The following is a 12,517-nucleotide window of genomic DNA, read 5'->3' as shown; positions in this document are numbered from 1 at the left end:
GCTTTCCGCAGGCGGTCCGCCCTCGGCCCACTTGCGCCTGTGGGGTCTCCCTTGGACTCGCTATTCCCGCAGGAGTCTCGCACACCCGCTCCAATCAACTATGTTTAAAATTTCAGATAGGACTCCTTTTGCCTACAGTCCTTTTTGTTTTAAAATAGAACTATTAATACTTGAGGCGATGAGGATGCTTTCGAAACATCATTCTAATCAGCGAGATCAACTTGAAATAATTACTTTAGATCAACTGGTGCCGGCGAATCATTTGGTTCATAAAAATGGAGGCTTCCATTGACTTCACTTTTATTTATGACTTGGTGATAGATATGTATTCAGAGGTACGACGCCCAAGTATTGATCCAGGTATTTTAGTTAAACTCTGACGTTCTTCAATATACCTTCAGTATTCGTTCCTTGCGTAAAACGATTGAAGAAGTTGAAACAAATATGGCTTACCGTTGTTTCTTAGGCTATGGGTTTCCATAATAAAGCACCTCATTTCTCAACGTTCGGGAAAAATTATGAACGACGCTTTAAAAAGGGAATTTTAAAAGGGGTCCGGAATTTTAAATTCCGAACCCCTTTTGTCTACAAACTGAAACGAAAGACCGAAGAAGTCTTTCGTTTAGCTTTCATACATTTAAACCAATGCTTCAATCTTGCTCATGAAATCTTCCATGACTCCCGATAACTTGGACTCAGCTTCTTGCATTGATTTACCTTGGACACCGAAATAGAATTTAATTTTCGGTTCGGTGCCTGAAGGACGCAGGCAAACCCATGTACCATCCTCAAGGAAATACTTCAATACATTGGATTTCGGAAGCTCGATCAATTCTTCATCATTTGAAAGTAATGTACGCTTCTTGCTGCTTTGGTAATCTTCTTCAATGACTACCGGAATGCCAGCTATTCGGGAAGGAGGATTTTGACGGAATTGATTCAATATTCCTTGAATCTGTTTTGCTCCCTCAATGCCCTTTAAAGTCAATGAACGCAATCCTTCCAAGTAAAAGCCGTACTTTTCAAACACATTCAGCAACCCTTCATATAGTGTCAATCCCTGCTTTTTATAATGGGCACAGACCTCGACAGCAAGCACTGCAGCTTGAATGGCATCCTTATCACGTGCAAAGTCTTTAATCAGATAACCGTAGCTTTCTTCATATCCGAACAAGAAGCTACTTTCCCCGCTTTCATGATACTGATTTATTTTCTCGGCGATGAACTTAAACCCGGTAAGTACATCAACCGTCTTCAAGCCATATGACTCGGAAATCGTCCGCCCGATTTCCGAAGTGACGATGGTTTTTAAGACGACTCCATTTTGGGGAATCTTTCCTTTCTCTTTTTTCTGGGACAGTAAATAGTCCAGGAAAAGTGCACCTGTTTGATTTCCAGTCAGGACAACATATTGACCCATCTCGTTTTTAACGGCAATTCCAAGCCGATCGGCATCTGGGTCCGTTGCTATCAATAAGTCCGCCTCGACCTTGTTTCCAAGCTCGATGGCCATTTCAAATGCAGCTGGTTCCTCTGGATTCGGAGACTGAACTGTCGAAAAATCCGGATCCGGCAATTCCTGCTCCTTAACGATATGCAAATTTTGATACCCTAAGCTTTGCAGTGCCCGCCTGACTGATTTATTTGCCGTTCCATGAAGCGGCGTAAAGACGATTGACACATCTATTTCCTCGGCAAGCTGCGGGTTCTCGGGAACCGTCAGCAGCTCACGATTATAGGCAGCGTCCAATTCATCACCAACCATTTCGATGAGGCCCTGCCCTTTAAGGACTTCAGCTTCTTCAACCTGAATTTCAAGCTCACTTTCAATGGCATTCACATAGCTGATCACCTGATCCGCTGCTTCCGGTGGCAATTGTGCCCCATCTGACCCATAAACCTTGTAACCATTATATTCAGGCGGATTGTGGCTCGCCGTGATGACGATTCCAGCAAAAGCATTCAGCTCGCGAACCGCAAATGACAATTCTGGAGTTGGACGCAATTCATCGAATAAATAAGCCTTCACCCCAAATGTAGCCAAGGTCTTAGCTGCTTCGAGTGCAAATTCCGGGGACTTATGTCTCGAATCATAAGCGATCACAGCCCCTCTTCCTTTTGCTTCTTCCCCAAACGAAGAGATATATTGAGCCAACCCCACCGTTGCCTTCCTTACAGTATAAAGATTCATCCGGTTCGTTCCCGCTCCGATTTCCCCACGCATTCCGCCTGTTCCAAACTCTAAATTTTTATAAAAGGCATCTTCGAGTTGTGCTTCATCCCGCTGCATTTCCTCAAGGAGGACACGTAATTCCCCATTTAAATTCTGGTACCCTGCCCAAGTAGTGTATAAAGATTTCCAATCCATCTCCAACATCTCCTCCCAAACGCCTTATTTGTAATTATTATGTATCTGCCTTACATATACAAAATTATCATATTTATTCCAATAAATGAAGTAAAGGCTCGTAATGAAAAGAACCTAATCCAGTGTTCTTCACATCACGAGCTGTTTTCTTCCTATTTTCCGCCATCTTTGTAATGCAGATGGTAAATATCATGGCGGCGATCTTTCAATTGCTTTACAGTACCGGACTGACGCTCCCGCCTTAAGATCTCCAAATCGACATCGCCAATCAGGACCATCTCAAGGTTCGGGCTGGTTTCCCCGACTATGCCGTCACGTGCAAATTCGAAATCCGAAGGAGAGAAGATTCCCGATTGGGCATATTGGATATCCATATTTTCCGTTTGCGGGAGATTTCCGACCGTTCCGGAAATGACGGTATAAATTTGGTTTTCCACGGCACGGGCCTGGGCACAATAACGGACTCGCAGGTAGCCTTGCCTGTCTTCTGTACAAAATGGGGTGAATATGATTTTGGCTCCCATGTCGGTCGCAATCCGGGCGAGTTCCGGGAACTCAATATCATAACAAATTTGTATGGCGATTTTTCCACAATCCGTATCAAAGACACGAACGCGGTCACCTGCGTTAATACCCCACCATTTTCTTTCATTCGGTGTAATATGAATTTTATATTGCTTCTCAATCGTCCCATCGCGACGGAATAAATAAGCGATATTATAGATATTATCATCATCTTCTTTAACGAAATGGGAACCGCCGATGATATTGACGTTATACCTTACAGCTAAAGTGGTAAACAATTCAATGTACTGCTCCGTGAAATCCGACAGTTTCCTGACAGCCAAGCTTGGTGATCTTTCATTCAAGAAAGACATCAGCTGGGTTGTGAACAATTCCGGGAACACGGCGAAATCCGCATTGGCATCCGAAGCAACGTCGGTGAAATACTCGACTTGGTTAGCGAAGTCATCGAATGAATCGATTTTTCGCAGCATGTATTGCACAACGCAAATCCGTACAGGTTCCGATGTTTTATAATAACGTTTTGTTTTCGGCTGATAATCAACGTTATTCCACTCCATGAGCGTAGCATACTTATTGGATTGCAAATCGTCCGGCAAATAATTCGGATTGATCCTCATAAGCGTAAACCCATTTAAAAGCTGGAACGAAAGAACCGGATCATATATTTTGTGCAATTGAACTTCTTTTACATACTCCCTTGGTAACAGTTCCTCCGCATGTTTATGGTAATTGGGGATTCTGCCCCCGATAATGATGCTTTTTAAATTCAATTGGGCAACAAGTTCTTTCCGTGAATCATATAGTCTTTGACCAATTTTCATCCTGCGGAACTCAGGATGGACCATGACCTCGATTCCATATAAATTATAACCGTCCGGATTATGATTCGTGATGTACCCATTATCGGTTACATCATCCCATGTATGGCGGTCATCATATTCGTCAAAATTAATAATGAGGCTGGAACATGAGCCAATTACTTTTCCATCATATTCAGCCACAAACTGCCCTTCTGGAAAAATTGCCAGATGGCTCTCAAGCTGATCTCGCTTCCAGGGAACCATTCCCGGAAAGCAACTCGACTGCAAAGCAATTATTTCATCTATGTCTCCTAGCCTCATATTACGTATTTCCATTATTTTTTCATATTTATGCAGGTCCAAATTAGGCATTTTCCTCAGACTCCTTTAATCTCTTCCATAAGAATTATACCCCTTATTCAAAAATTAAAACAACTGAACCTACCCATTGATTTCAAATATAAACATTCTGAATGTCCATTAAAAGAATATATATTTTACAGACGCGGTCCTTACATACTATACTTTTCATGAGAGTAAAAAGAGATGGGGAAGAGGAACCATGAACAATACAAAACGCAATGTGGAAAACTTATTATTTGCGGCCTGGGCTGCTTCCATCATTGCGATGTTTGGAAGCTTATATTTTTCTGAAATAAAGCAATACGAACCTTGTGCGCTCTGTTGGTATCAGCGGATCATCATGTATCCTTTTACGATCATATTAGGAATTGCAATCATTCGAAAAGAGTATTGGATCAGCTTTTATACCATGATATTATCCGCTATCGGTGCATTCATTTCCACGTACCATTACTTGATACAAAAGGTTCCATTCTTTTCTGACCACACCCTTGCATGCGGAAGGGTTCCATGTACAGGACAATATATAAACGTATTTGGTTTCATCACCATCCCGTTCCTAGCCTTGACTGCATTCATCATTATTTTCATATGCAGTTACATCATATGGACAAGATCCAAGGAGGTTGCAGCTTAATGAAAAAAATGGCTATATTTTTAGTGATAATCGTCGCACTATTTGTCCTACTGGGCGTTTTTACAAACTTGAAAAAAGAAGAAAAATCAAAAGGGAATCCATACGGGAAGGATAAGCTTAAACCCGCTACTGTCGATCAGCTGGATGACCCCAATTATCAAAACCTGATCCTGCCGGAAGAATTGGAGCAGGACCTCCAGGATAATGAAGATGCGACTGTTTATTTCTATAGTCCTGAGTGCCCGCATTGTCAAAAAACCACCCCAATCGTGGCTCCTTTGGCAGAAAAGTTAGGGATCGATCTAGTACAATTCAATCTTTTGGAGTTTGAACAAGGATGGAGCGATTATGGCATCAAAAGTACACCGACAATCGTTCACTATAAAAATGGTAAAGAACAAGAACGGATCGTTGGCTATAATGATGAGAAAACGTTCGAGAAATGGTTCAAGGACCACGATATTAATTAAGGATCGAAAAAATGAGCCGGCCCTAACGGAAATGCTTCTCCCGTTATAGCCGGCTCATTTTTTTTACCTTATACTAAATATTGATTCGCCACCTGGATGTCCATCATCTGCATATCATTATTCGCTTCATGGTTTATACTTGAAAAATGGTCATAATAAAAGGGGAAGAATATTCCGCATTCATTCAATAGAGTGATGTTATGTTGGAACATTTCTTCAGATTTAGGTTCCATCACCCTCTTTTGTTTGTCTAATATCGACATAAGGACTTGAAGACATGTCATTACTTGAAATGCGTCTCTTAATGTTGCAAAGTAAGTAACAGAACTTCGATTGGGCTCTAAAACGCCAATCTCACGAAAATGAAGGATTTCACTTTCCGTAAAGTATTTTGGAAATACAGATTCGTAGAAACGAGACACGAGACTCGCTATTTCTTGCTCTTGTTCTTCCGTTGAAGAAAAGACCGTCTTCACTAAAAAAACCACCTTTTTTCAGATCCGTTAGACCTATCTATTATATGTATATTCTAGGACAAGGGATTTCTTTCCCCATAGAATAACATAAAAATTGTAAAAAATATGTGGTAATTTCCACCACTGAAAATCTTAGCAATAGGTCCAAGGTTACTTTTTTATACCTTATCCATAATTATTATAGATTTTTTTCATTCAAGCACAACCAAACGAGTCGAAAGTAGGAGTTAAATTGGAAAATTTCAAAATAACTAACCAACATTTAATAATTGATGTTCTCCAAAGTTGGAATGGATTAACATTGGAAAAGCTTTTCAGGGAGCGTTGGAAGGCCCCGAAAAAATTAGTGCATGAATGGAGGATGAGTAAAGAAGTGACAATGAACGGGAATTACGTCACCTGGTCAACTATCCTTAATGAAGGAGATACGATCAGCATCCCCTTATTGGATCACGCTGAAAATGAAACAGTTCAAGCTGCAGACTTAGGAATTACCATCTTATATGAAGATGATGTGCTGTTGATAGCCAATAAGCCGGCTGGAATGGAAACCCACCCTTCTCAACCGTGTGATGCACACTCCCTCCTCAATGGAGTCGCGCACCATCTTCAAAAAACCAGCCAGACCTGTATGATCAAGCATATTCATAGGCTTGATAAAGATACCACCGGTGCCGTCCTTTTTGCCAAAAACCGCCTCATTGGGTCCATGCTGGATAGAATGTTGGAAGAAAGGGAAATCAAGCGGACTTACCTAGCTTTAGTCGAAGGAAACATTAAAAAGGATGAAGGCGAAATCAAAGAAAAAATTGGACGTGACCGCCACCATGCCACTAGACGAAGGGTTTCCCCTACTGGCCAGACGGCAGTCACCCATTATCGGGTGCTCAACCGTGATTCCAAGAAAAACTTGACCCTTGTCAGCTGCACCCTGGAAAGCGGCCGAACCCACCAGATCAGGGTGCATTTCAGTCATTTGAACCATCCTTTGGCCGGAGATACATTGTATGGCGGAAAAAAGACATTTCCACGTCAAGCCCTGCATGCAAGGAAAATCGAATTCATCAATCCCATTTCAGAAGAAAAAATGATCGTTGAAGCTCCTTTCCTTGATAGACCTGAAATATTCGATCTCAACATTTAAACAAAAGGAGTACAACAAAGTTGATTGGAGCGTAAGGTACGAGACTCCTGCGGGAATACATGTCCAGGGGAGACCCCGCAGGCGCAAAGCGCCGAGAAGGCTTCCCGGACCGCCCGCGGAAAGCGAGTGCCTGGAGTGGAAATCAACATTTCAATTCTATAAACACTCAAAAATACTGTAGGAAAAATCAATTATTATCGAGTTTGCAGACAAATGGGACTCTTTCTAAAAGGTAAAACAAAGTTGATTGGAGCGTAAGGTACGAGACTCCTGCGGGAAAACGTGTCCAGGGGAGACCCCACAGGCGCAAAGCGCCGAGGAGGCTTCCCGGACCGCCCGCGGAAAGCGAGTGCCTGGAGAGGTAATCAACATTTCAATTCTATAAACACTCAAAAATACTGTAGGAAAAATCAATTATTATCGAGTTTGCAGACAAATGGGGCTCTTTCTAAAAGGTAAAACAAAGTTGATTGGAGCGTAAGGTACGAGACTCCTGCGGGAAAACGTGTCCAGGGGAGACCCCACAGGCGCAAGGCGCCGAGGAGGCTTCCCGGACCGCCCGCGGAAAGCGAGTGCCTGGAGTGGAAATCAACACTTTTTTTGCAAACTCAATTAATTTCGAATTTGAAAGTCTGAAACACCGTTCCATTTCAGACATTGTTATTCCTTCATTAATATTAATCCGAAATTGTCGCCTTTCGGATTTTCTGCATGTTGGTCAGATTTTTCTCCTCTACGGACTGATTATACGAAAGTCAAGACAGTTCATTTTGGCATAAAAAAATAGCTGGCCACTTGGGCCAGCTTTATTTTTGTATTTATGAAGCTTTTCTCATGCCTTTTAAGATAAGGCTTAAGATGAAGACAAATACGATTGCACCAATCAATGCTGGAATTATAGCGAAATCTGCTACTGAAGGTCCCCAGTTCCCAAGAATTAATGAACCTAACCATGCACCAACAAAACCAGCGATAATGTTACCGATAATTCCAAATGGTACGTCACGTCCAACAATCATACCTGCTAACCAACCAATGATACCTCCGATAATTAATGACCATAAAAATCCCATAATATATTTCCTCCTTCAAATTAGTTATTTTTTCATTTTCTGCAGCAGACTCCAAGAAATTAAATCACTTCCATATTGTCATGCTTTTTTTCAGTACTTTTAACCTTTACATTCAAATGGTATGATGCCGATTCGCACAATATCTAATGAATGTGAATGTTTTAGTTATTGGGTAGAGTTAGCTAGCTATAGCCCTTGAGTAACTGATTGGACAATCCTCTTGTTAGTGAATTTTTTCTTTTTGTTTGCTGCTGTACTCATTATTTTCCCCGTTTAATTAATCTAAAACCTAATTTTTTTTAAAAATATTTGGCAACAAAAACAGGATTATCAGACATGTTAAACGGGTATACCATAGGCTTAACTTTGTCACATAGTTAGTATAAGCAGCAATCGTCTTGATTATGTTCATAAAGGAAAAAGAAAAAAGGTGCCCCATTATCGGGACACCCTCCTTTCATTTGCTGTATTCTTTTTAGAACAAAAGTTCATCGGGATTGCTGCCGAAACGTTCATTTCTGTTCAAGGCATCTATTTGATTCATTTCATTTAAACTCAATGAAAAATCAAATACCTGCGCATTTTCCTTGATACGGGACGGCGTAATCGATTTAGGTATTACAACTAGATCATGTTGCAGGTGCCATCTAATCAATACTTGTGCTGAACTTTTCCCGTGCTTCTTTGCTATATGCTTAATTGTCGGCTCTTCCAAAAGGTTTCCTCTGCCTAGCGGGCTCCAAGATTCTACCTTTATTTCATGTTTTGCACAGTAATCACGAATTTCGACTTGAGTTAAAAGTGGATGCAATTCAATTTGATTGACGACCGGCTTCACTTCACTGTTTGCAAGTAAATTTTCCAAATGATGAACATGGAAATTACTTACACCGATTGATTTCACCTTTCCATCCTTATAAAGCTTCTCCAATGCCCTCCAGGTTTCCAGATATTTATCTTTTCCCGGCCAGTGGATCAGGTATAAATCCAAGTATTCCAATCCAAGGCGATTTAAACTATTCTCAAATGCCTTGAGCGTCGTTTCATATCCTTGCTCGGTATTCCACACTTTGGAGGTTATGAACAATTCTTCACGTGGCACTCCGCATTCCCGAATCGCTTGGCCTACACCTTCTTCATTTTCATAAATGGCCGCTGTATCAATCGCCCGATAACCGACTTCGATCGCTTTTTTGACGGACTCAACCGTTTCATTGCCGTTTTTCACTTTAAATACACCGAAACCCAACTGTGGCATTTTAACTCCATTATGTAAGGTGATCGTTTCCCCAATATTCGAAATCATTCCATCATTCCCCCTTACTTTTATTTACCAATTATACATCCCTCCACCTTCTATTTCTAACCATAAGCATCGGGATTTATATAGTCCCTTGAGTGAAAACCCATCCCTAAAGGCCATTTATATATATCAATGTAACATTTTATCTTTTTAATCATTCACTAAGTTAAATATTTTGTAAAAAAATGACGAAACATCTATCCTTAAAGGTATGTAATTCGTTACAATAGTATAGTTCGATTTTAAACCATGTAAAAAAGAAGGTGCCATCTTTAAAGAATAATCAAAACTAAAACTCCCATTCTAAATATTGAGGAGTGCAAACTGTCCTGCGCCCAATCATTGGCCACAAACTATATTCACTTTATATACTTGAAATCAAGGGAGTCCTCCATGTATGAATACCATACTCATCTTAACCGCGCTAATAATAATTTTTGCTTTGGTCTTTGACTTTATCAATGGCTTCCATGATACGGCTAACGCCATCGCTACAGCCGTATCAACCAAAGCACTTAAACCACGTCATGCAATCATCATGGCTGCGGTCATGAATTTATTGGGAGCATTGACCTTTACCGGTGTAGCGCATACCATTACGAAGGATATCGTCGATCCTTTCACATTGAATAATGGTTCTTATGTTATCCTTGCTGCACTAATTTCGGCAATAATATGGAATTTAATCACTTGGTATTTTGGCATTCCAAGCAGTTCCTCCCATGCGATCATTGGTTCAATAGCTGGAGCGGCCATCGTGGCCAGTGGATTCGATGCGATTAAATGGAGTGGATTCACTAAAATTGTACAAGCATTGATCCTATCTCCCATCCTTGCCTTTACGCTTGGATTCATTGTTTACAGTATCTTCAAGGTAGTATTCAAAAATAATAATTTAGGAAAAACCAATACACGATTCAGGAGAATACAAATTGTCACAGCGGCCATCCAGTCTTATACACATGGGACGAATGATGCTCAAAAATCCATGGGTATCATCACGATGGCTTTGATCGCTAACGGATATGCCTCTACCTCTGAAGTTCCTTTCTGGGTACAATTATCTTGCGCTATAGCCATGGCGCTTGGTACATCGATCGGAGGTTGGAAGATCATCAAAACCGTTGGCGGTAAAATCATGAAAATCCGCCCGGTTAATGGCGTTGCTGCCGATATGACTGGAGCAGCGATCATTTTCGGTGCAACCTTCCTGCATATGCCGGTCAGCACGACACATGTCATTTCTTCTTCAATACTTGGGGTCGGTTCTGCACACCGCATCAAAGGGGTAAAATGGGGAACCGCAAAAAACATGCTGGTCACTTGGTTCATTACATTGCCAATTTCTGCTTCCTTAGCTGGAATCATTTACTATTTGATTGCTTTATTTTTATAAAACCTTTTGCCTTTCCATATCGGAAAGGCTTTTTTTTTACAAATCCCCCTTATAAATGCAGGGTTTTTCCCTTTTTTTAATTTTCCTTGTTTTTTTATGTAAAGTTTTATTAAGATTTTGTAAATTTTCGTCGAAAAACCTTCCCGGATACTACATGAATTCGTTACAATCAATTTGTTAATACTAAGCGTACGACTAAAGTGCGTAAATTTGCATGACTAATTGGGAGGCTTTAACATGGCTTTTAAATCAAAAAAAGACAAATTCGCGGTAATGCTTTTTAACATCGCTCAAAACCTTAAAGAAGGTGCTGACTATTTCGCGGATTATAAACTCAAGAACATCTCCGATCTCAAAGTATTTTCAGATACCATGAAAGACTATGAGCATAAAGGCGATTCAATGGTTCATAATGTGATCAAAGAGCTGAACAATGCTTTCATCACTCCTATCGAACGGGAGGATATCCTTGAATTAACCATGAGAATGGATGATGTCATAGACGGTTTGGAACACTGTGCGGCATTATTCGAAATGTACTCAATTGTCAATGCAGATGAGTATATGCTTAAGTTTGTGGATGCAATCAAACAGTGTACGTATGAGATTGAAAATGCTGTCGATACACTATCCACTAAAAAATTACCAATGATTCGTGAACATGCAATCAAAATTAAAGATCTTGAATCCGTTTGTGACGGAATCCAACGTCAATCAATCAAAAACTTGTTTACAGTTGAAAAAGACCCAATCAGGATCATTCAATATAAAGAAATTTACGAAAGCCTTGAAGAGATTGCCGATCACTGTCAAGCGGTGGCCAATACACTTGAAACAATCATAATGAAAAACGCCTAAGGAGTACCCCAATAAATGGATACTTTATTAATTATAACAATATTAATCGTTTTCTTTGCTTTAGCATTTGACTTCATCAATGGTTTTCATGATACAGCCAATGCAATAGCGACTGCCGTTTCAACAAAGGCCTTGAAGCCTAGGCATGCCATCATCATGGCAGCCGTCATGAATTTCGTCGGTGCCATGACATTTACTGGAGTGGCGAAGACCATAACGAAGGATATCGTGGATCCGTTCACGCTTCCGAATGGTTCATATGTAATAATGGCTGCTCTACTTGCCGCTATCATATGGAACCTTCTAACGTGGTATTACGGAATACCAAGCAGTTCCTCCCATGCATTGATTGGTTCGATTGCTGGTGCAGCCATTGCTGCAGCAGGATTCGCTGGAATTAACTGGGGAGGATTCATGAAAATTCTTCAAGCTTTGATCTTCTCCCCGCTAATTGCTTTTGCAATCGGGTTTATCGTATACAGCATCTTTAAAGTTGTCTTTAAAAACAATAACCTGACAAAAACAAACCAAAGATTCCGGACTATACAGATTGCTACTGCAGCACTTCAATCGTATACCCACGGAACGAACGACGCACAAAAAGCGATGGGTATCATCACGATGGCCCTTATTGCAAATGGTTATGCATCAAGTACCGATATCGCCTTCTGGGTTCAGTTCTCCTGTGCGCTCGCAATGGGACTTGGAACTTCCGTCGGCGGATGGAAAATCATTAAGACCGTTGGCGGCAAAATCATGAAAATCCGCCCGGTCAATGGTGTTGCAGCCGATTTAACCGGAGCCTTCATCATTTTCGGCGCGACTGTAATACACATGCCAGTCAGTACAACCCATGTTATTTCGTCTTCAATCCTTGGTGTTGGATCTGCGCATCGTGTCAAGGGCGTAAAATGGGGAACGGCAAAAAGAATGATCATCACTTGGTTCATTACCATTCCCATCTCGGCAACATTAGCTGGTTTGATTTATCTTTTAATTAACTTCTTATTCTAAAATAAAATCCCTTCCGGTTTCCATCGGTAGGGATTTTCTGTTTTACAAAGGATTTATCTATGCTTATCAATAGGAAATCGTTTAAAA

11 protein-coding genes and 1 pseudogene are annotated in these 12,517 nt (G+C 40.8%); 7 read left to right on the top strand and 5 right to left on the bottom strand.

The window, feature by feature from the left end; all coding sequences use genetic code 11:
- Positions 1-184: 184 nt before the first annotated feature.
- Positions 185-535: pseudogene (locus MKX49_RS02790) on the top strand (transposase); the annotation flags it as partial.
- 102 nt (positions 536-637) lie between these two features.
- On the opposite strand, the gene MKX49_RS02785 reads toward MKX49_RS02790, so the two are convergent.
- Together MKX49_RS02785 and MKX49_RS02780 are read right to left on the bottom strand one after the other, a co-directional pair.
- Entirely contained in the window at positions 638-2,368 is a 1,731-nt protein-coding gene (locus MKX49_RS02785) for a phospho-sugar mutase (protein ID WP_340874776.1), read from the bottom strand.
- A gap of 152 nt (positions 2,369-2,520) precedes the next feature.
- Positions 2,521-4,068, bottom strand: a complete 1,548-nt coding sequence (locus MKX49_RS02780) for a carbon-nitrogen hydrolase family protein (RefSeq protein WP_063591975.1) — start codon at positions 4,066-4,068, stop codon at positions 2,521-2,523.
- A 190-nt stretch (positions 4,069-4,258) separates the two neighbouring features.
- Here MKX49_RS02780 and MKX49_RS02775 point away from each other — a divergent pair, with 190 nt between their 5' ends.
- Positions 4,259-4,696, top strand: a complete 438-nt coding sequence (locus MKX49_RS02775) for a disulfide oxidoreductase (RefSeq protein ID WP_340874774.1) — start codon at positions 4,259-4,261, stop codon at positions 4,694-4,696.
- Positions 4,696-5,166, top strand: a complete 471-nt coding sequence (locus MKX49_RS02770) for a thioredoxin family protein (RefSeq protein WP_127777223.1) — start codon at positions 4,696-4,698, stop codon at positions 5,164-5,166. Before MKX49_RS02775 ends, MKX49_RS02770 begins: the two co-directional genes overlap by 1 nt.
- Before the next feature lie 68 nt (positions 5,167-5,234).
- On the opposite strand, the gene MKX49_RS02765 is transcribed toward MKX49_RS02770, so the two are convergent.
- Positions 5,235-5,642 (bottom strand): DUF5365 family protein, encoded by a 408-nt coding sequence (locus MKX49_RS02765; protein WP_340874768.1) that lies wholly within the window; start codon positions 5,640-5,642, stop codon positions 5,235-5,237.
- 232 nt (positions 5,643-5,874) lie between these two features.
- On the opposite strand from MKX49_RS02765, the gene MKX49_RS02760 reads away from it, so the two are divergent.
- Positions 5,875-6,786: an RluA family pseudouridine synthase gene (locus MKX49_RS02760; protein WP_340874767.1), complete on the top strand. Its 912-nt coding sequence runs from the start codon at positions 5,875-5,877 to the stop codon at positions 6,784-6,786.
- Positions 6,787-7,604: 818 nt separating this feature from the next.
- Here the strand turns inward: MKX49_RS02760 and MKX49_RS02755 are convergent.
- Entirely contained in the window at positions 7,605-7,859 is a 255-nt protein-coding gene (locus tag MKX49_RS02755) for a GlsB/YeaQ/YmgE family stress response membrane protein (protein ID WP_170946860.1), read from the bottom strand.
- Between the two features lie 475 nt (positions 7,860-8,334).
- The gene (locus tag MKX49_RS02750; RefSeq protein ID WP_340874765.1) at positions 8,335-9,165 is read right to left on the bottom strand and encodes an aldo/keto reductase; all 831 of its coding nucleotides are present in this window, start codon (positions 9,163-9,165) and stop codon (positions 8,335-8,337) included.
- Between the two features lie 394 nt (positions 9,166-9,559).
- On the opposite strand from MKX49_RS02750, the gene MKX49_RS02745 reads away from it, so the two are divergent.
- The 3 genes from MKX49_RS02745 (at position 9,560) to MKX49_RS02735 (ending at position 12,430) form a co-directional block, all read left to right on the top strand.
- A complete protein-coding gene (locus MKX49_RS02745) occupies positions 9,560-10,558 on the top strand; it encodes an inorganic phosphate transporter (RefSeq protein WP_072272470.1) in 999 nt (332 codons plus the stop codon).
- Between the two features lie 237 nt (positions 10,559-10,795).
- Positions 10,796-11,416, top strand: a complete 621-nt coding sequence (locus MKX49_RS02740; RefSeq protein WP_048689774.1) for a DUF47 domain-containing protein — start codon at positions 10,796-10,798, stop codon at positions 11,414-11,416.
- A gap of 15 nt (positions 11,417-11,431) precedes the next feature.
- Positions 11,432-12,430 carry an inorganic phosphate transporter gene (locus MKX49_RS02735; protein ID WP_048689777.1) on the top strand — a complete coding sequence of 333 codons (999 nt, stop codon included), beginning with the start codon at positions 11,432-11,434 and terminating at the stop codon, positions 12,428-12,430.
- Positions 12,431-12,517: the final 87 nt, after the last annotated feature.

The sequence above is a fragment of the Peribacillus sp. FSL M8-0224 genome (genome assembly GCF_038003055.1).
Taxonomy (GTDB): Bacteria; Bacillota; Bacilli; order Bacillales; family DSM-1321; genus Peribacillus; species Peribacillus frigoritolerans.
Note: the sequence above shows the minus strand (reverse complement) of the source record. Positions and strands in the feature narration are given on the sequence as shown.